This is a genomic window from Rhodoplanes azumiensis (assembly GCF_042682915.1).
Lineage (GTDB): Bacteria > Pseudomonadota > Alphaproteobacteria > Rhizobiales > Xanthobacteraceae > Rhodoplanes > Rhodoplanes azumiensis.
Window position 1 is genome coordinate 204,461 of the sequence record NZ_JBHUIW010000002.1, and the last position, 17,732, is coordinate 222,192.

A 17,732-nucleotide genomic window follows, 5' to 3' on the forward strand; every position below is an offset into this window, starting at 1 on the left:
GGCAAGGAATGCATCGTAGAAATATCGCGCGGGATAGACCGCGGGATAGACAAAGTGCGGGCGTATACAGTCGCCGATACGATCACGGCTGAATCACGAACTTGTTATACGCTGGTACGTCTTGATCCTGACGCAATTTGCCGTCCAACTTCGTGCCGGGCTGGACAACGGAAGGACGTCACATGACGCAGGACACCCGGACCTCCCACCAGAACCAGGGTCAGCAGCAGCAGCAGGCTCGGCAGGGTCAGCACCAGCAGGGTCAGCACCAGCAGGGTCAGAACCAGCAGCAGCAGGGGCAGCACGGCCAGGCCGACCACCAGCAGCAGGGCGGGCAGCGCCGCGACCAGGCGCAGCAGAACCAGCAGCAGCAGGGCGAGCGCCGCCCCGATCAGCAGCGCCAGCAGTCGCAGCAGGGCCATCCCGGCCAGCACGGCGGATCCGGCCAGCACGGCTCGGGCGGGCAGCACGGCCAGCGCTGACCGACGCGCTCTTCGGGGGGCTCCGTCGCGACGCGGCGGGGCTTCCTCGATCCCCGGGTGCCGGATTCGCGTGCCGCAGTCACGTGCCGCATTCCGAACCGCGCGAGACTGGCATAAGCTGATGCCATGACCCCCGCGACCGATCCACTTCCGTGACCACTCTCGCCGCGACCGCCCCCGCGCCGGCGCTGCCGCTGTTCCACCTCTACGGCGATCCGCCGGAGGACCAGGCGTTCGACTTCGTCCATGTCGAGACGATCTCGTCGCGCTCGACCCGCCACGCCTGGACGATCCGGGCGCACCGGCACCGCAACCTTTTCCAGATCCTGCTGATCGCCTCCGGCGGCGGCATCATGAGCCACGAGGCGACGACCCGCGCCTTCGCGGCGCCCTGCGCCATCCTGGTGCCGGCGACCGTGGCGCACGGTTTCCGCTTCCGGCCCGGCGACACCGAGGGCTTCGTCGTCACCTTCACCGAGGACGTGGCGCAGGGGCTCGGCGAGCGCTCGGGCGAATCACTCGCACGGTTGCGCGCGCTCGCCGCCGATCCGGTGGTGCCGATCGCCGACGCGGCCGAGGCGGCCCGCATCGCGGCGCTGTTCCGCGCCCTCAACGAGGAGCATGTCTGGGCGCGCGAGGGCTACCGGCTGGCGCTGCGCGCCCATGTGGCGCTGATCGCGATCGCGGTGGCCCGCCTCGCCGCCGGGCGGGAGCGCGCGCATGCGCACGGGGCGGCCCGGTCCGCCCCGTCGCTCGCCTCGGCGGCGCCCGTCGTGGAGGCGCTGCGCGGCCTGGTCGAGGCGCACTTCCGCACCGAGCGGCAGCTCGCCTTCTATGCCGACAAGCTCGCCATGACGGTCGACCGGCTCAACGACCATGTGAAGCGCGCGACCGGCGTCACGGCCGGCCACCTGATTCGCCAGCGCGTCGTCACCGAGGCGAAGCGCCAGCTCGTGTTCACGACGCAGCCGATCCACGAGATCGGCTTCGACCTCGCCTTCGCCGACCCGTCGCACTTCACCCGCTTCTTCCGCAAGCAGACCGGCATGACCCCGCAGGCGTTCCGCGAGCAGGGGGGCGGGTGAAGGGCCGAAGCGTGTCTAGCGCGCCGGCTGGCCGGCTGCGGCGGACGAGCCGACCGGTTGCGCGGGCGCCGGCTTCGCGGCCGGGGGCTTCGCCGCCTGCGGCTTGGCGGCGGCGGCCTTCGGGGCCGGCTTCTGCGTGGGGGTCGTCGTGGACGACGGCGCATCCCGAACGTTGCCCCACGGATCGACCGCGACCGGCTTGCTCGCCGGCATCTGCTTGACGGTCCGGCTGTAGGCCTCGTCGATCGCTTTCTGCTTCTCGATCTCTTCCGAGGTCAGCGTCTTGGTCTTGCCGCCGATGTCCAGGCTCGGTGCGGCGATCTGGGCAAGCGCCGGGGCGCTCGCCAGAAGGCCCACCAGGCTCATCGCGGCGGTCACGCCGACCGCCATCGTCGTCTTCGTCGTCACGTCGGCACCTCGAGGTTTGTCGAGGGCTCCTTAATAGGCGTTCTTGGCGGCGATGTGGTCGGATTTTTTCCAGCCCGTGTCCGCCGTGCGCGCGGCCGTTGCGTCGCGAGCAGCGTGCGTCGACCCGCGTGGAAACCGGACTACGCGTGCGGCTGTGCGGGCGCTCCGGCGCGGCGCATCACCGGGCTCGGCGTGCGCTCCATATAGGCCGTCACCACCGCCTCGGTGAGGTCGACGAGCCGGCGCGGGGCCATGCGGGTCGGATCGAAGCCGCCGTCGCCGCACCAGCGGCGGACCAGATCGTCCATGTCGGGCTCGATCGCCGCCCCGGCCATCCACCAGTACGGGAAGCGGCGCTCGTCGATCTCGGTCTGGTCGGCCAGAACGACGTCGGAATGGCGGGCGTCGCAGGCGATGCGCTGATAGGCCGTGGTGACGGCGCTGGTGCGGCCTTCGAGCACCTGAACGACCCAGCGATGATCGAGGATCATGGCGCCCGTGATGCCGTGCTGCCGGTTGTTGGCGATCGACGCCTGCAGGATGTCGGCGAGCTGGTACGTGATGGTCTCGCGGCTGCGACCGACGCGCTGACGGCTGTAATAGACGACACGAAGCAGGCTCATGGGGGGTCTCCTCCGATGCGACGGAAACCCGGCGGCCCGTCCTCGACGCCCGAGCGCTACCACAAGCCGGAGTCGAAGTCCCGCGGCGGTGCACCACGATCTGTCGACAAAATACGCTGCACCGCACGCCTTCTCGCGTGTTGGTATGACAAGTTTGAAGAAGTCACCCGACCCGGTGGGCACGCCGCTCCAAAAGGCGTAGCGCTGTGCCCCGAGCGCAACGGCTCACGACGTGAGGAACCCCAGCACCTCGGTGTTGAAGGCGGCCGCCTGCTCGATGTTGGAGATGTGCGCCGAATCCAGGATCGTGAGCTGCGCGCCCGGCACCTTGCGGCGGATGACGTCGTTCGCCTCGATCGGGGTCGATTGGTCGAACCGCCCGGCGACCACGAAGGTCGGCACCGCGATCCTGTCGAGCAGGTCGCGCTGGTCGAGGTCGCGCACCGCCTCGCAATTGGCGACGTAGCCGTCGACCGGCGTCTTCAGGAACACGGCGCGCACCTTCGCCACGGCGGCCGGATCGGCGTCGCGGAAATCCTCGGTGAACCAGAGGCCCATCACCTTGTCGACGATCGCCTGAAGGCCGCCGGCCCGCACCGTCGCGATGCGGTCGTGCCACGGCTGCTTGTCGGGCATGAAGCTCGTGGTGTTGGCGAGCACCAGCTTGTGCAGGCGCTGCGGCGCGTTGGCGCCGAGCCACTGGCCGACCATGCCGCCCATCGACAGCCCGACCCAGTGGACCTTGTCGAGCCCGAGCCCGTCCATGATGGCGAGCGCGTCGCGGCCCAGCATCGCGATGGAGTAGGGACCGGGCGTGACGCCGGAGCGGCCATGGCCGCGGCGATCGTAGCGCACCACGCGGAAGTGGCGCGTGAACGGCGCCACTTGCGGATCCCACATCGTCAGGTCGGTGCCGAGCGAGTTGGAGAACATCACGACGGGGGCGTCGGCGGGCCCCTCGACCTCGACATGGAGGGCGCAGCCCTCCGACATGATCTCCGGCATCTGCGATCCCCCGTGCGTGCCGCGCCGTCCGTCCGCCTAGGCGCCCGCCTCGGGCGGCGGCGGCGAGACGGCGGCCGCGAACTTGGTGAAGAACTCGTCGGCCATCTTCTTCGAGGCGCCGGCGACCAGCCGCTGGCCGAGCTGGGCGAGCTTGCCGCCGATCTGCGCCTCGACGTTGTAGGACAGGACCGTGCCGCCGTCCTTGTCGGCCAGCGCCACCACGGCGCCGCCCTTGGCGAAGCCGGCGACCCCGCCTTCGCCCTCGCCGGAGATGCGGTAGCCGTTCGGCGGGTCGAGATCGGTGAGCTTAACCTTGCCTTTCCAGCGCGCCTTCACGGGACCGATCTTGGTGACGGCGATCGCCTGGAACTCGGTCTCGGACAGGCGGTCGAGCATCTCGCAGCCGGGGATGCAGACGCGCAGCACCTCGGGGTCGTTGAGCTTGTCCCACACGGTCTCGCGCGCGGCGGGCAGCTCCACCTCGCCGGTCATCGTCATCGCCATCGGCCACACTCCATGCCTCACGGGGGCCGCGCCGGGCGGACCCGGCGCGCGGGCGCCATCATAGGGCCGGTTCCGGTAGAGGAAAGGGGGCTGTCCGGACGCCTCCGACATGCTCTACGATGACGGTCGCGAGGGGCCGCGCCGCCGCGCCGCCGCCGGTGGTCGCACCGGCGCGGCCTCGCCAACAACGACAACGGGTCGGAAACGCTGCAACGGAGGAACCTGATGGTGGTCGTCTCCTGGTCGGCCGGCCTTGCGGCCGCGCTGCTCGTCGCCTTCGCCTTCACCCTCGTCGACACCCGCCCGGCCGTCGCCCAGGGCGGCATCGTGTGCCAGTACGGGCCTGCCTCGTACCGGCGCTGCTGTGCCCAATCCTACGCCAAGAAGCCGGGCCTCGGCGCCAATGCCCGCGCCAACGACATCGACGCGTGCATGGGCAAGGGCGGCAAGTCGTCGCGCAAGAAATCCTGATCGCCCCCGGCGCCGCGGCGCGCCCGCGGGCGCGCCGGTCGTCCACCCACACGTCCTCACGAGCGCTCCTCGAAAGCCTCCGCGCACCGGTCTTCTTCGTCTCTTCTTCTTCGTCTCGTCTTCGTCGCTCCCGCCCCGCGGCCCGCCCGCGCAAAAAAACCCGTCCAAGGATCCGACCATGAATCAGCCGACCGATCTGCATGCCGGTGCCGTTCCCGACCTGCGGGACGAGCCGCATGTGCGGCGCTTCTCCGAGCAGCGTTGGGTGATCGACAACATCGTCCGGGCGAACGGGATCGACTGGGACCAGCCGCGCTCGGTCTATCTCAACGGCCCCTGCGGCACCGAGGCGAACGCGGATTTTGCCGGCATCCGCGAGAAGGTGAAGAAGATGGCCGACATCGGCCCCGCATTCGAGGCGGTGGCGCGCCGCCGCGAGGCGAAGGCGCAGGCCGCCGAGGCCGAAGGCCATCGCGTGACGGCGCGCGACAACTACTACATGGCGGCCGTGCACTGGGCCGCGGCGCAGTGGCCCTACGACCGCAACGACGCGCCCAATCTCGCCTGCAACGCCCGCAAGCGCGCGTGCTTCACCAAATACGCGGCGCTCGCCGACCACCATGTCGAGGCGGTGTGGATCCCGTTCGAGGGCAGGGCGCTGCCAGCCTGGTTCCATCTGCCGCCGGGCTACACGGGTGGCCGCCTGCCGGTGGTGATCGCGGTGCCTGGGATGGACAGCTTCAAGGAGGCCCAGGTGGCGCTCGCCAACGACCGCTTCCTGGCCCGCGGCGTCGCCGTGCTGGCGATCGACGGCCCCGGCCAGTACGAGGCGCCGATCCTCGGCATCTACTTCTCGACCGACCGCTGGGCCGCCGTGGGCCGCCCGATCGTCGACTGGCTGGTCGCGAGGCCCGAGGTCGATCCCGATCGGATCGCCGTGTCGGCGATCTCGTTCGGCTCGTTCTTCGGCACCATCCTGACGGCGAACGAGCCGCGCGTGAAAGCCTGCGCCGTGATGTCGGTGTGCCACGAGCCCGGCGGCGAGACGATCTTTCAGCAGGCCTGCCCGACCTTCAAGAAGCGCTTCATGTACATGTCGGGCATCGCCGACGAGGACGAATTCGACGCGTTCCGCCCGAGCATCACCTGGGAGGGGCACGCGGAGAAGATCACGGTGCCGTATCTGTGCGTCGCCGGCGAATGCGAGGAGCTCTCGCCGCTCGAAAACTCCGAGCGCCTGCTCGCGGCGGTGAAGGGGCCGAAGCGGTTCGTCGTCTATCAGGACTCGCGCCACTCGGTCGGCAACGTGCCGGCGACTAATCTCGGGCCGTTCCCCACCACCATGATCGCCGACTGGCTGCTCGACCGCCTGAACGGCAAGCCGATGGCGAGCGAGCGCTGGTTCGTGCGATCGACGGGATTGGTGGAGAAGACGGCGATGTGAGAACGGCGACGCGAGCGGAGCCGCTGTTCGCCGCGGTCGCGACGCGGGACTTCACCTCTCCCCGCCGGGGAGAGGTCGTATCTCGCGCGACAGCGCGAGATCCGGGTGAGGGGGTGCCGAAGCCAGCCAACTGGCGCCGTAAACCCTCACCCCGGTGCGCGCTGATGCGCGCCCCGACCCTCTCCCTCAGGGAGAGGGTAAGATCACCCGAACCGCTTGCCCTTGAGATAGCGGTAGGCGCTGCGGACGTCGGCGCCGATCCATTCGGCGTAGCGCGGCAGGGCCTCGTAACGGGGCAGGCGGACCTTGCGCACCGCGTCCTCCTCGGACGCGCCGGTGCGGATCGCGGCCGCCACCGCGTCGCGCAGCGCGGTGAGCAGATCACGAAAGGTCGCGACGTCCCGCAGCGTGCCGGGCGGGCCGTGACCCGGAATCACGGTGTCGATCTCGAACGACAGCACGCAGTCGAGCACCCGGATCCAGCCGTCGAGGTCGCAGTCGCCGAGCCAGGGAAAGCGGTCGCGGAAGAACAGGTCGCCCATGAAGACGACGCGGGCGTTCTCCAGATGCACGACGACGTCGCCGTCGCAATGGGCGGGCCCGAAGTAGCACAGCCGCACCACCTCGTCGGGCAGATGGAAGGCGAAGCGGTCCGAGAAGGTGTGGGTCGGCGGCACGATGGTGATGCGCTCGTAGCCGGGCTCGGACAGTCGCCGGTTCGCCTCGGCGCGCGCCGGTGCATCGTCGGCGACCAGCTCGGAAAAGCTCTCGCCGTAGCAGAGCGCCGACTTGGTCGGCAGATCGGTGACGGTCCAGCCTTGGCCGCCATTGCCGCCGAGCAGCGTCGCGAAGGCCTCCGCCGTGCGCTCGTGCGCGATGATCGGCACGCTGCCGGCGAACACGCCGTTCCCGGCCACGTGATCGAGATGATAGTGCGTGTTGACGACGGCGCGGATCGGCTTGCCGATCTGATCGGCGAGCGTGGTGCGGAAGGCGTGGGCCAGGTTCTCGTTCTGCTGGGTGTCGACGACGAGGAGCGAGTCGCCGGTGTCGACCGCGCCGGCATTGGATTCGCCGTCGGCACCGCGCCACACATAGGCGCCGGCGCCGACCGGCTGGAGCTGGGAGTCGAGCGTAGAAGTCTGCATGGGGGATTTCGCATCCGGGGATCATCGCCCCCGAGCCGTCCAGCGCGCGCGGCCCCGGATGGTCGGCGGCGCGCCGAGTGTAAGACCGCCCGGGGCGATTTGTCCAAACCGGTTTACATCGCCGGTGATCGGTCGGCTGGTCGGTGCCGCGGTTGCCGACCGCGGCCGTGAGCCGGAGAAGCTGCACGAATTTTGCATGCGGACGGCGGCGCTGCTAAGCAGGGCCGTGGGGCCGCCCGGTCCCCAAGTCCTCTGGGCCGCAAGTTCTCTGGGCCGTCTCGCCAGGCCCTGTCCCAAGGCTGTTCATGACCAGTTCCGTCTCGTCCGTGTCCTCCGCCACCGGATCCTCCGCCCTCGTGTCCTCGGCCGATGACCTCGCCCGGCTCGACGCCGTCTCGCTCGCCACGGCGATCCGCGCCAAGGCCGTGTCGCCGCGTGAGGTGGTCGAGGCCGTGATCGACCGCATCGAGCGGCGCGACGGCCCGATCAACGCCGTCTGCACCATCGCGCGCGAGCAGGCCCGCCAGGCGGCGCTCGCCGCCGAGGTCGCCGTGATGCAGGGGGCGCCGCTCGGGCCGCTGCACGGCGTGCCGGTCGGCATCAAGGACGTGACCCAGACGGCCGGCATCCGCACGACCTTCGGGTCCAAGCTCTACGAGACCAACATTCCGGCGGCCGACGCCGAGGTGGTGCGCCGCCTGAAGGCGGCCGGCGCCATCGTGGTCGCCAAGACCAACACGCCGGAATTCGCGGCCGGCGCCAACACGTTCAACGAGGTGTTCGGCGTCACCCGCAATCCCTGGGATACGCGCCTCTCCGCCGGCGGCTCGACCGGCGGCGGCGCCGCGGCGCTGGCGGCCGGCCTGTTTCCGCTCGCCGAGGGCACCGATTTCGGCGGCTCGCTGCGCGTGCCGGCGTCGTTCTGCGGTGTCGTCGGCCTGCGCCCGACGCCGGGCCTCACGCCGCTGCGGCCCTCCGCGCTGCCGTGGGACGCGCTGCGCGTCTCCGGCCCGATGGCGCGCACCGCGCAGGACGTCGCGCTCGCCATGGAGGCGATCGCCGGCCCGTGCTCGGACTCTCCCATCTCGTTGCCCGTGACCATGGACGGGCTCCTGGACAAGGTGCGGGCCTTCTCGGTGAAGGGCCTCAGGGTCGGCTATGTCGACGACGTCTCGGGCGTCGGCATCGACAGCGGCATCGCGGCGCTGTGCCGCCGCGCCGCGCGCGTGCTTCAGGAGGCCGGCGCGATCGTCGAGGAGACGGTGCTGGATCTGACCGACGGCCGCGAGGCGTTCCCGGTGCTGCGCGGCGCCGCCGTGCTGCTCACCCATCGCGCGCGCATGGATCAGATCGACCGGATGGGCAAGAACCTCGCCGGCAACATCGCCTATGGTCGGTCCTTGAGTCTCGCCCAGGTGGTGGAGGCGGAAGCCGCGCGGGCGCGGCTGTGGGAGCGCACCTGCGCCTTCTTCTCCCGCTTCGACGTCCTCCTCACGCCTTGCGTTCCCGTGCCGCCGTTCCCGGTCGAGCAGAATCATCCGACCCACATCGCCGGCCAGCCGATGAAGAGCTACATCGACTGGATCGCGCCCACCTATGTGCTCACGCTGGTCGGCGTGCCGACCGCCTCGGTGCCGGCCGGCCTCGACGCCGCCGGCCTGCCGGTCGGACTGCAGGTCGCGGCGCCCCGGCTTCACGAGGCGACCGTGCTGGGTGTCGCCCGCGTGATGCAGGAGCTCGTCCCGACCAAAACCATCGCGCCCGGATTTGCCGCATGACCGACGCTTTCTCGTTCGCCGATCCTCACAATGCGTTCTGTCACGACGTCGACGTGCGTCTCGACGGCAGGCCCGGCGGCCCGCTGAGCGGGCTCACCTTCGGCGCGAAAGATCTGTTCCACGTGAAGGGCCACCGCACCGGCGGCGGCAACTTCGACTGGCGCGACAGCCATCCGCCCGCCGAGGAGACGGCGTGGGCGATCGAGGCGCTGGTCGCGGCCGGCGCCACCATGATCGGCAAGACCATCACGGACGAGATCTCGCGCGGCATCTTCGGCGAGAGCGCCTTCTACGGCACGCCGACCAACGCGCGGGCGCCGGGCCGCATCCCGGGCGGCTCGTCGAGCGGCTCGGCCGCCGCGGTCGCGGGGGGCACCGTGCCGTTCGCCATCGGCACCGACACGGCCGGCTCGGTGCGGGTGCCGTCGTCGTTCTGCGGCCTCTACGGCATCCGCACGACGCACGGGCGGGTGCCGGTCGCCGGCATGCTGCCGCAGGCGCCGAGCTTCGACACGGTCGGCTGGATGGCCGACGACGCCGAGATTTTCGCGCGTGTCAGTGCCGTGTTGCTGGAATCGTCGATCGAGGCCGCGCGGCCGAAGCGCATCGTCCTCGCCGAGGACGCGCTCGCGGTCGCCGAGCCGGCGACCGCGGCCGCTGTCGAGGCGGCGCTGACCAAGGCGTTCGGCGGCGAGACCGTGATCGAGCGCGTGACGCTGTCGCCGGCCGGGCTCGCCGCCTGGTCGGCGCATCAGGCGGCGCTGCAGGGCCGCGAGGCGTGGACCACGTTCGGCGACTGGATCGACAGCACCAATCCGCGCTTCTCCTTCGAGGTCGCCGACAATTTCTTGCGCGGCATCAAGGCGAGCCCCGAGGAGCTGTCGGCGGCGCGCGAGACGCGGGAGCAGGTGCGCGAGCGCGTCCACACGCTCATCGCCGACGGCAGCCTGATCGCGCTGCCGACGACGCCGTTCCCGGCGCCGCTCGCCGGCCAGAAGCGCTCGACCATGTGGGGGCTGCGCACCGGCATCATCGCGCTCACCGCGGTCTCCGGCATGGCCGGCACGCCGCAGGTGACGATGCCGTTCGCGAGCGTCGATGGCCTGCCGGTCGGCCTCTCGCTGATCGGCGCGCCGGGTGCCGACGAGCGGCTGGTCGGCGCCGCCCTGGACGCGGCGCGGCGGGGCGCACGGGTCTGATCAGGTGGCGGATCGGCGGAGGCGAGAATGGAGCTCCGTCAGATCCGCTACGCCCTGAGCGTCGCCCGCGAGCGCAGCTTTACACGCGCTGCGGACCGGCTGAACGTGTCCCAATCGGCCGTCAGCGAGCAGGTGCGGATGCTGGAGGAAAGCATCGGATTCTCGCTGTTCCGCCGCACGCCGCGCGGCATCGAGGTGACGGAGGCGGGGCGCACCTTCTTCTACGAGGCCGAGCGCGTCGTCGGCGATTTCGACAGCCTCGGCGACATCGCCCGCCGGCTCAAGCGTGCACCGTCCGAGACGTTCACGCTCGCCATGGGCTCCGGCATGGCCCAGATCGTGATCCCGAAGCTGTTCCACGCCGTGCCGGACAGCCTGCGCACCGTGCGCCTCGACATTCTCACGGCACCGACCAGGACCATCTTCGCGCTGCTCGCCGAGGAGAAGATCGACGCCGGGCTCGCGATCGAATCCGACCCCGAGCACGTTCCGCCCGGCATCGTGTTCGAGCCGCTCGCCCAGGCCGAGCTGACGCTGATCACGCACCCTGCGCACCCGCTCGCCCGCGGCACCCGCGCGGTCGATCTCGGCCGCCTGGTGCTGGAGCCGATCGTGATGAGCGAGCTCTCGGTCGGCTACGGACGCGTCGTCCACGCGATGTTCGCCGATCTCGGGATCCGGCCCAACATCCTCGCCGTCGCCGACAACATCGAGACCATCAAGGTGATCGTGCAGTCGGGGCGGGGGCTCGCCATCGTGCCGCGCGCCTGCGTCGACAACGAGGTCGCGCTCGGCGTGCTGCGGGCGCTGCCGATCGCTCCGCAGCGCAACATCCACATGAACCTCTACCGCCGCCGCCAGGCGCTGTCGCGCCGCAAGGAGAGTCACTTTTCCGTGGTGCGCGCGGCGCTGGTGAGGTGAGGGGGCGGCCACAATCCTCTGACTCGTCATGCCCGCGCTCGTCGCGGGCATCCACGTCTTGGCGCCGGCTCGAGGCGCGGATGGCCGGGACGAGCCCGGCCATGACGGCGTCATGGCATGGGCGCGACATGCTACGTCGCGCCCGGACACGAGTCAGAGCCATCTGATTTTCCGATAATGGCTTCGCCAATCCCGCTTGGACAAGGACAACCGCGCTTCGCATACTTTTGCTGTCGGACCTCGCGCCCGCTCGGGGCGCCTCACCGGGAGACGGCACAGGATGACGCAAGGCGCGACGCACCCCCGCTTGCGGATCGGCATCGACACCGGCGGCACCTTCACGGACATCGTCGCGGTCGACGCCGCGACGGGTGTCATGCGGGTCACCAAGGTCGCCTCGACGCCGAAGAACCCCGCGATCGGCCTGGTGCGCGGCGTCGTCGAGATTCTGAAGAGCGCCGACGGCGACGTCGCCGATGTCGCCGGCCTCGCGCACGGGACGACCGTCGCGACCAACGCGCTCCTGCAGGGCGCCATCGACTCTCTCGGCCTGATCGTCACCGAAGGCTTCCGCCATGTTCTCGAGATCGCCCGCCAGTCGGTGCCCGACGGCTACGGCAACTCCTATTTCTGGGTGAAGCCCGACCGCCTGGTGCCGCTGCATCGCGTGCGCGAGGTCGGCGGACGGCTCGATTTTCTCGGCCGCGAGCTGCGTCCGCTCGACGAGGACGCCGTGCGCGCCGCGGCGCGCGCCTTCAAGCAGCAGGGCATCGAGGCGATCGGCATCTGCCTGATTCACGCCTACGCCAATCCGGCGCACGAGCGCCGCGTCGCCGCGATCGTCGCGGAGGAGTATCCGGAGGCCGTGCTGTCGCTGTCCTGCGAGGTGCTGCCCGAGTATCGCGAGTACGAGCGCACCGTCACGACCCTGGTCGACGCCTTCGTGAAGCCGCACGTCGGCCGCTACCTGCGCCGCATCGCCGACGAGCTCGGCCCCGAGCTGCGGACGGTGCCGTTCCTGGTGATGCAGTCCTCGGGCGGCGTCGCCGGTGCCGAGCAGGTGATGAAGAAGCCGATCACGACGGCGCTCTCCGGCCCGGCCGCGGGCGCGCTCGGCTCCGCCGTCATCGCCGAGATCGCCGGCTTTCCCGATCTCGTCACGCTCGACGCCGGCGGCACCTCGACCGACCTCTGCCTGATCGAGAAGGGTCGTCCGAGCGTCACCAACGGCGGGTCGGTCGGGCCGTTCCCGGTGCGCCTGCCGATGATCGACATCAAGACGATCGGCACGGGCGGCGGCTCGATCGCCTGGATTTCCCGCGAGGGCCACCTGAAGGTCGGGCCGAAGTCGGCCGGCGCCGATCCGGGGCCGATGTGCTACCCGAACGGCGGCGATCAGCCGACCATCACGGACGCCAATCTGGTGCTCGGCCGCATCCCGCCGGCGCTGATCGGCGGCGGCATCCCGCTCGACCGCGAACGGGCGCGCGCCGGGCTCGCGGCGCTCGCCGCGCAACTGCCCGGCGACATGAGCCCGGAGCAGCTCGCCGAGGGCATCGTCGAGATCGCCAACTGGAGTCAGGCGAACGCCATCCGTCAGATGACGGTGCAGCGCGGCATCGATCCACGCGACTTCGCACTCCTGTCCTTCGGCGGCTCCGGCCCGGCGCAGTCGCCGGCCGTGATGGCGCTGATCGGCATGAAGGCCTGCATCGTGCCGCCCAACCCGGGCAATCTCTCGGCCTTCGGGCTGCTGGCGGTCGACTGGCGAACCGATCACATCGTCACCAAGGTGATGCACGAGAGTGCGATCGACGTCGCCGCGGTGGCGGCGATCTACGCCGGGCTCGAGGACGACGCGCGAAGAACGCTCGAACGCGACGGCATCGCGGCGAACCGGGTGCGGCTCGTGCGCGAGGCGGACGTGCGCTACGCCGGACAATCGATGGAGGTGCGGGTCGCCGCGCCCGGCGGCGCGATCGACGGGGATTTCGTCGCCGGCCTGATCGACGCGTTTCACGCGGTGCATCGACGGACCTTCGGCTACGACTATCGCGGCCGCCAGCAGATCGAGCTGGTCAATTTCACGGTCTCGGGCTTCGGCGTGATCGAGCGGCCCGCGATGCCGCGGCTCGCCGTGCGCGACGGCGCCGCGGTGCCGCCGGCACGGCGGCCGGTGTGGTTCGGTGGCGCCGTCGTCGACACGCCGGTCTATCCGCGTGCGACACTGGCGCCCGGCGAGACGATCTTCGGCCCGCTGGTGGTCGAGGAGTTCGGCTCCACCACGGTGGTGTTCCCGGGCCAGACCCTGACCGTGGACCCGCACGGCATCCTGATCATTCGCGCCGAGACCGGGGAGGACGGACGATGACCATGCAGCCGCGCGACGTGACGGCGGACAAGGTCGCCGTCGATCCGATCGTCCTGCAGATCGTCGAGGGGACGCTCAACTCGATCGAGGCCGAGATCGAGTATGCGATCGAGCGCACCGCGCGCTCGCCGATGATCCGCGAGGCGCACGACTATCGGGTCGGTCTGTTCGATCGGCGCTGCCGCAAGCTCACCGGCCGCTCCTACTCGGCGATGCCGAACGCCGTGGTGCGCGACTTCCCGGTCGAGACCATGCGGCCCGGCGACGTGTTCCTGATGAACGACACCTATCTGACCGAGGGCTCGATCGGCCATCTACCCGATCTGTGCTCGACCGTGCCGGTGTTCCACGACGGCGAGGTGGTGGCGTTCATCCAGGCCTTCGGGCATCACGACGACATCGGCGGCCGCGTGCCGGGCTCGATGCCGGGCACCGCCACCTCGGTGTTCGAGGAAGGCCTCGCGGTGCCGCCCATCAAATTCTACGACCAGGGCGTGCGCAACGAGGCGGCCTTCACGATCATCAAGCGCAACACCCGCGTGCCCGAGATGTTGGCCGCCGATCTCGACTCCGAGATGCAGGCCTGCCTGATGGGCGCCCGCCGCATGGCCGAGCTGTTCGCGCGTTTCGGGAAGGACACGGTGGAAGCGTGCTTCCAGGCGATCCTGGACAAGTGCCGGGACATCTTCGCCGACGAGCTGCTGCCGAAGATCGCCGACGGCGAGTATGCGTGGGAGGATTACGTCGAGCACGACGGGCTGACGGATCCGAAGCTGCACAAGCTCGCGCTGAAGATGATCAAGCGCGGCGACAAGATCACGCTCGACTTCACCGGCACGGATCCGCAGTCCGCGGGGCCGATCAACTGGCCGGCCGACTACGCCGACGGCGCCTTCCTGATCAAGTGGATCGCGCCGATCCTGCGCAACCTCGCCGACACGCCGGAGCGCGCCGCCGAGATCGACGTCAACGAGGGCGTCTGCGAGGTGTTCGACGTGATCTTCCCGCCGAAGGGCACGCTGATCACGCCCGAATGGCCGGCGCCGACCAATGCGCGCAGCTTCGTGTTGCTGCGCTGTCTCGGCCTGCTCGCCGGCACGGTGGCGCAGGCCGTGGACGGCCGCGTCCCGGCCGACCAGGAAACGATCCGGTACACGGGCTTCTTCGGAGTCGGGCGGGACGGCAAGCCGTTCCTGTCGCGCGAGGTGCTGGGTGGCGGCTCGGGCGGACGCTGGTACGCGGACGGAAACGACGCCATCCACATCGTCCCGGATTCGCGCAACCAGCCGGCGGAGTTCACCGAGACGCGCTTCCCGCTGCTGGTCGAGAAGCTCGCGCTGCGAACCGATTCAGGCGGAGCAGGCTTTCGGCGGGGCGGCCTCGGCTACGAGAAGCACTATCGCGCCCTGGTCGACTGCCGCACCATCGTGACGGCCGATCGCGTGCGGCTCGGCTGCTACGGCGTGAATGGTGGTGCGGCCGGGCAACCCTTCTGCGTCACGGTCGATCCCGACGGCGAGGCGCGTCGCCTCGGCGGGCTCGTCGACGGCGAGCCCGTGAAAGCCGGGCAGGTGGTGCGCGTGGTGACGACCGGGGGCGGCGGCTGGGGCGATCCGCTCTTGCGCGAGCCGGAGCTGGTGGCGCGCGACGTGACGGAGGGGCGCGTCTCGCCGGAGGCGGCGCGCGAGGATTACGGCGTCGTCCTGGCCGTCGGCGCCGACGGCGTTGCGGTCCCCGACACGAAGGCCACGGCCGCACTGCGGGATGAAATCAGGTTGCGGCGGGCCGCGCCGCTGCCGATGATCGACCGCGGCCCGGGATTCCAAGCGATGCTGCGCGGTGCGTGCAAGCCGTGGACACGAACGAGCTGACGGCACCGCGCCGCCAGGTGACGACGACCACCATGAACGCGAGCACCACGAACGCGAGCACCATGAACGCGACGACCGCGAATGCAATCGCTGCGAATGCAATCACTGCGAATGCAACGACCGAGAAGGAGACGTGAAGCATGGCGATCGATGTCGCCAAGATCGAGATCAAGAGCGTGCAGGATGCCTCCGGGCTCGCCGCCTGCATCGATGCCGGGCAGTTCTCCGCCGACCAGGTGATCGCCGTCATCGGCAAGACCGAGGGCAACGGCGGCGTCAACGACTTCACTCGGCTGCTGTCCGACCAGGCGTTCCGCCGCGTGCTGAAGACCAAGGGCAAGCGCAGCGAGGCCGAGATCGCCGGCATCCCGATGGTGTGGTCGGGCGGCTGCGACGGCGTGATCACGCCGCACGCGACCGTGTTCGCCCGCAACGACGAGACCGGCCCGGCCGACAAGGCGCGGCTCGCCATCGGCACGGCGCTGTCCGAGGATCTGCTGCCCGAGGACATCGGCCGGCCGGCCATGGTCGAGAAGGTCGCGGCCGCCGTGAAGGCGGCGATGCGCGACGCCGGGATCGAGAACCCGAAGGACGTCCACTACGTCCAGACCAAGACGCCGCTCCTCACCATCGACTCGGTGCGCGACGCGGAGCATCGCGGCAAGACGGTCGCCTGCGAGGTGCACGACTCGATGGGCGTGTCGAACGGAACGACGGCGCTCGGGATCGCCGTGGCGCTCGGCGAGATCGCGATGCCCAAGGCGGAGGAGATCTGCAAGAATCTCGATCTCTACTCGTCGGTCGCGTCCTGTTCGTCGGGCGTCGAGCTGACGAAAGCCCAGATCGTGCTGCTCGGCAACAAGCCGGGGGCGGGGGGGCGCTACCGCATCGGCCACGCCGTGATGAAGGACGCGCTCGACATCGACGGCATCTACGACGCGATCCGCGACGCCGGCCTCGACCTGCCGGAGCGCGCCCGCGCCGCCGACCTGAACGGCAAGCTCGTCAACGTCTTCATCAAGTGCGAGGCGGACAAGCGCGCGACGCTCCGGGGCCGCCGCCAGATCATGCTCGACGATTCCGACGTGCACCACCACCGCCACGCCAAGGGCGCGGTCGGCGGGGTCGCGGCGGCGGCGATCGGCGACCCCTGCGTCTTCGTGTCGGTCGACGCCATGCACCAAGGGCCGCACGGTGGCGGCCCGGTGATCGCCATCGTCGACGTCGGGGCGTGACGGGCCGAGGATGGCACGCACCTTGCTTCAAATACTGTGAATTCGGAGTGCGGCGCACCGCACTCCGGTCGTCTGATCCGACAACCGTCCAACCCCCCTGACCCCGCCCGCTTCGCCGACCTGAATTCGGTGCGCGGCGAAAAGGCCAGACCTCACGGGAGCCGTCTGATGAAGCTGTTCGGAACGATCGGAGCGCTCGCCGCCGCGCTCGTGGCCCTCGGCGTCTCGGGCGCCCCGGCCGCCGCCCAGGACAAGGTGAAGGTCGGGGTGTTCCCGATCTCCTCCTCGTTGCCGTATTTCGTGGCGCTCGAGAAAGGCTACTTCAAAGCCCGTAACATCGATCCCGAGACCATCACGCTGATGGGCGGACCCGCCAATGTCGCGGCACTGATGACCAACCAGATCGAGGTCTCGGCCGTGCTCGTCACGCTCGAGGGCCTCAACGCCAACGTCAAGAAGCCCGGCGTCGCCATGTACATCGCGATGCACAGCCAGACGCCCGAATACAAAATGGAGCAGTTCGTCGTCCGCACCGGCCTCACCGACAAGGTGAAGTCCATCGCCGATCTCAAGGGGCTCAAGCTGATGTCGGCGCCGGGGCCGGCGAACCTCAACACGGCGAAGGGCGTGCTCGCCAAGGTCGGCCTGAAGGACGGCGACTACACGATCGATCAGCTCGACATGGGCCAGCACGTCAACGCCATGAAGGCCGGCACCTTCGACGGCGGCTACACGCTGGAGCCCGGTGCCACCATCATGGAGAAGCTGGGCGTGGCCAAGCGCATCGAGGCCGGCGTGATCTCGACCTACATCCTCGGTAACCCGAAGGCCGACGCCTTCGCGGCGGGTTGCGCCTTCACGTCGGACTTCATCGCCAAGCGTCCCGACGTCGCCAAGCGCTTCGCGGAAGGCTGGGCCGAGGCGGTCGCCTTCATCAAGGCGAACCCGACCGAGGCGCGGAAGTACCTCGCCAAGAACACGATGACGCCGGACAACGTCGTCGACGAGGTGCCGATGCTCGGCTACACGATGACCAAGGACATGAGCCCCGAGCAGCTCGGCTGGCTCCAGCAGTTCGCCGACTTCGGCACCCAGATCGGCGTCGTTCCCGAGAAGATCGACGTCAAGAAGGTCGTGAAGGGGTTCTGATGACGCGGTCGATACCGTCGCCTCGACCCGTCACCCCG

The 17,732-nt window shown here is 70.0% G+C and carries 16 protein-coding genes; 10 read left to right on the forward strand and 6 right to left on the reverse strand.

Translation table 11 applies throughout. The annotated features are described in order from the left end of the window. Nucleotides 1–104 precede the first annotated feature (104 nt). On the reverse strand, nt 105–470 hold the full coding sequence (locus ACFSOX_RS02735) for a hypothetical protein (RefSeq protein ID WP_378476253.1): 366 nt from the start codon (nt 468–470) through the stop codon (nt 105–107). Nucleotides 471–634: 164 nt separating this feature from the next. Here ACFSOX_RS02735 and ACFSOX_RS02740 point away from each other — a divergent pair, with 164 nt between their 5' ends. After that, nucleotides 635–1,567, forward strand: a complete 933-nt coding sequence (locus ACFSOX_RS02740) for a helix-turn-helix domain-containing protein (RefSeq protein WP_378476254.1) — start codon at nt 635–637, stop codon at nt 1,565–1,567. Nucleotides 1,568–1,582: 15 nt separating this feature from the next. Here ACFSOX_RS02740 and ACFSOX_RS02745 read toward each other — a convergent pair whose 3' ends face one another. The 4 genes from ACFSOX_RS02745 to ACFSOX_RS02760 all read right to left on the reverse strand — a co-directional run bounded on the left by ACFSOX_RS02745 (nt 1,583) and on the right by ACFSOX_RS02760 (nt 4,107). Beyond that, the gene (locus ACFSOX_RS02745; protein WP_378476255.1) at nt 1,583–1,975 is read right to left on the reverse strand and encodes a hypothetical protein; all 393 of its coding nucleotides are present in this window, start codon (nt 1,973–1,975) and stop codon (nt 1,583–1,585) included. 140 nt (nt 1,976–2,115) lie between these two features. Then, the gene (locus tag ACFSOX_RS02750) at nt 2,116–2,598 is read right to left on the reverse strand and encodes a BLUF domain-containing protein (RefSeq protein ID WP_378476256.1); all 483 of its coding nucleotides are present in this window, start codon (nt 2,596–2,598) and stop codon (nt 2,116–2,118) included. 225 nt (nt 2,599–2,823) lie between these two features. Then, the gene (pcaD, locus tag ACFSOX_RS02755) at nt 2,824–3,603 is read right to left on the reverse strand and encodes a 3-oxoadipate enol-lactonase (protein ID WP_378476257.1); all 780 of its coding nucleotides are present in this window, start codon (nt 3,601–3,603) and stop codon (nt 2,824–2,826) included. 36 nt (nt 3,604–3,639) lie between these two features. After that, nucleotides 3,640–4,107, reverse strand: coding sequence for an SRPBCC family protein (locus ACFSOX_RS02760; RefSeq protein ID WP_378476258.1), 468 nt, complete (start codon nt 4,105–4,107; stop codon nt 3,640–3,642). A gap of 225 nt (nt 4,108–4,332) precedes the next feature. Between ACFSOX_RS02760 and ACFSOX_RS02765 the strand changes: the two genes are divergently transcribed. After that, on the forward strand, nt 4,333–4,578 hold the full coding sequence (locus tag ACFSOX_RS02765) for a hypothetical protein (protein ID WP_378476259.1): 246 nt from the start codon (nt 4,333–4,335) through the stop codon (nt 4,576–4,578). A 178-nt stretch (nt 4,579–4,756) separates the two neighbouring features. Then, the gene (locus ACFSOX_RS02770) at nt 4,757–6,022 is read left to right on the forward strand and encodes an alpha/beta hydrolase family protein (RefSeq protein ID WP_378476260.1); all 1,266 of its coding nucleotides are present in this window, start codon (nt 4,757–4,759) and stop codon (nt 6,020–6,022) included. A 203-nt stretch (nt 6,023–6,225) separates the two neighbouring features. On the opposite strand, the gene ACFSOX_RS02775 is transcribed toward ACFSOX_RS02770, so the two are convergent. Beyond that, nucleotides 6,226–7,170, reverse strand: coding sequence for an MBL fold metallo-hydrolase (locus tag ACFSOX_RS02775; RefSeq protein ID WP_378476261.1), 945 nt, complete (start codon nt 7,168–7,170; stop codon nt 6,226–6,228). Between the two features lie 356 nt (nt 7,171–7,526). Here ACFSOX_RS02775 and ACFSOX_RS02780 point away from each other — a divergent pair, with 356 nt between their 5' ends. From ACFSOX_RS02780 to ACFSOX_RS02810, 7 genes are all read left to right on the forward strand, one after another. Beyond that, a complete protein-coding gene (locus tag ACFSOX_RS02780; RefSeq protein ID WP_378476262.1) occupies nt 7,527–8,948 on the forward strand; it encodes an amidase in 1,422 nt (473 codons plus the stop codon). Then, nucleotides 8,945–10,147 (forward strand): amidase, encoded by a 1,203-nt coding sequence (locus ACFSOX_RS02785; protein WP_378476263.1) that lies wholly within the window; start codon nt 8,945–8,947, stop codon nt 10,145–10,147. Before ACFSOX_RS02780 ends, ACFSOX_RS02785 begins: the two co-directional genes overlap by 4 nt. Nucleotides 10,148–10,174: 27 nt before the next feature. Continuing rightward, entirely contained in the window at nt 10,175–11,068 is an 894-nt protein-coding gene (locus tag ACFSOX_RS02790) for a LysR family transcriptional regulator (protein WP_378476264.1), read from the forward strand. Between the two features lie 280 nt (nt 11,069–11,348). Next, nucleotides 11,349–13,439, forward strand: coding sequence for a hydantoinase/oxoprolinase family protein (locus ACFSOX_RS02795; RefSeq protein ID WP_378476265.1), 2,091 nt, complete (start codon nt 11,349–11,351; stop codon nt 13,437–13,439). Beyond that, nucleotides 13,436–15,310 carry a hydantoinase B/oxoprolinase family protein gene (locus ACFSOX_RS02800; RefSeq protein WP_378476266.1) on the forward strand — a complete coding sequence of 625 codons (1,875 nt, stop codon included), beginning with the start codon at nt 13,436–13,438 and terminating at the stop codon, nt 15,308–15,310. Before ACFSOX_RS02795 ends, ACFSOX_RS02800 begins: the two co-directional genes overlap by 4 nt. Nucleotides 15,311–15,450: 140 nt before the next feature. After that, nucleotides 15,451–16,545, forward strand: a complete 1,095-nt coding sequence (gene atzD / locus ACFSOX_RS02805) for a cyanuric acid amidohydrolase (RefSeq protein ID WP_378476267.1) — start codon at nt 15,451–15,453, stop codon at nt 16,543–16,545. Nucleotides 16,546–16,713: 168 nt separating this feature from the next. After that, nucleotides 16,714–17,694, forward strand: coding sequence for an ABC transporter substrate-binding protein (locus tag ACFSOX_RS02810; protein ID WP_378476268.1), 981 nt, complete (start codon nt 16,714–16,716; stop codon nt 17,692–17,694). Nucleotides 17,695–17,732: the final 38 nt, after the last annotated feature.

Excerpts from the sequence above, each read along its gene's own strand:
- ACFSOX_RS02785 (WP_378476263.1), top strand. The coding sequence starts at position 8,945 with ATGACCGACGCTTTCTCGTTCGCCGATCCTCACAATGCGTTCTGTCAC.
- ACFSOX_RS02750 (WP_378476256.1), bottom strand. The coding sequence starts at position 2,598 with ATGAGCCTGCTTCGTGTCGTCTATTACAGCCGTCAGCGCGTCGGTCGC.
- ACFSOX_RS02800 (WP_378476266.1), top strand. The coding sequence starts at position 13,436 with ATGACCATGCAGCCGCGCGACGTGACGGCGGACAAGGTCGCCGTCGAT.
- pcaD (WP_378476257.1), bottom strand. The coding sequence starts at position 3,603 with ATGCCGGAGATCATGTCGGAGGGCTGCGCCCTCCATGTCGAGGTCGAG.
- ACFSOX_RS02810 (WP_378476268.1), top strand. The coding sequence starts at position 16,714 with ATGAAGCTGTTCGGAACGATCGGAGCGCTCGCCGCCGCGCTCGTGGCC.
- ACFSOX_RS02765 (WP_378476259.1), top strand. The coding sequence starts at position 4,333 with ATGGTGGTCGTCTCCTGGTCGGCCGGCCTTGCGGCCGCGCTGCTCGTC.
- ACFSOX_RS02790 (WP_378476264.1), top strand. The coding sequence starts at position 10,175 with ATGGAGCTCCGTCAGATCCGCTACGCCCTGAGCGTCGCCCGCGAGCGC.
- atzD (WP_378476267.1), top strand. The coding sequence starts at position 15,451 with ATGGCGATCGATGTCGCCAAGATCGAGATCAAGAGCGTGCAGGATGCC.
- ACFSOX_RS02795 (WP_378476265.1), top strand. The coding sequence starts at position 11,349 with ATGACGCAAGGCGCGACGCACCCCCGCTTGCGGATCGGCATCGACACC.
- ACFSOX_RS02770 (WP_378476260.1), top strand. The coding sequence starts at position 4,757 with ATGAATCAGCCGACCGATCTGCATGCCGGTGCCGTTCCCGACCTGCGG.
- ACFSOX_RS02760 (WP_378476258.1), bottom strand. The coding sequence starts at position 4,107 with ATGGCGATGACGATGACCGGCGAGGTGGAGCTGCCCGCCGCGCGCGAG.
- ACFSOX_RS02775 (WP_378476261.1), bottom strand. The coding sequence starts at position 7,170 with ATGCAGACTTCTACGCTCGACTCCCAGCTCCAGCCGGTCGGCGCCGGC.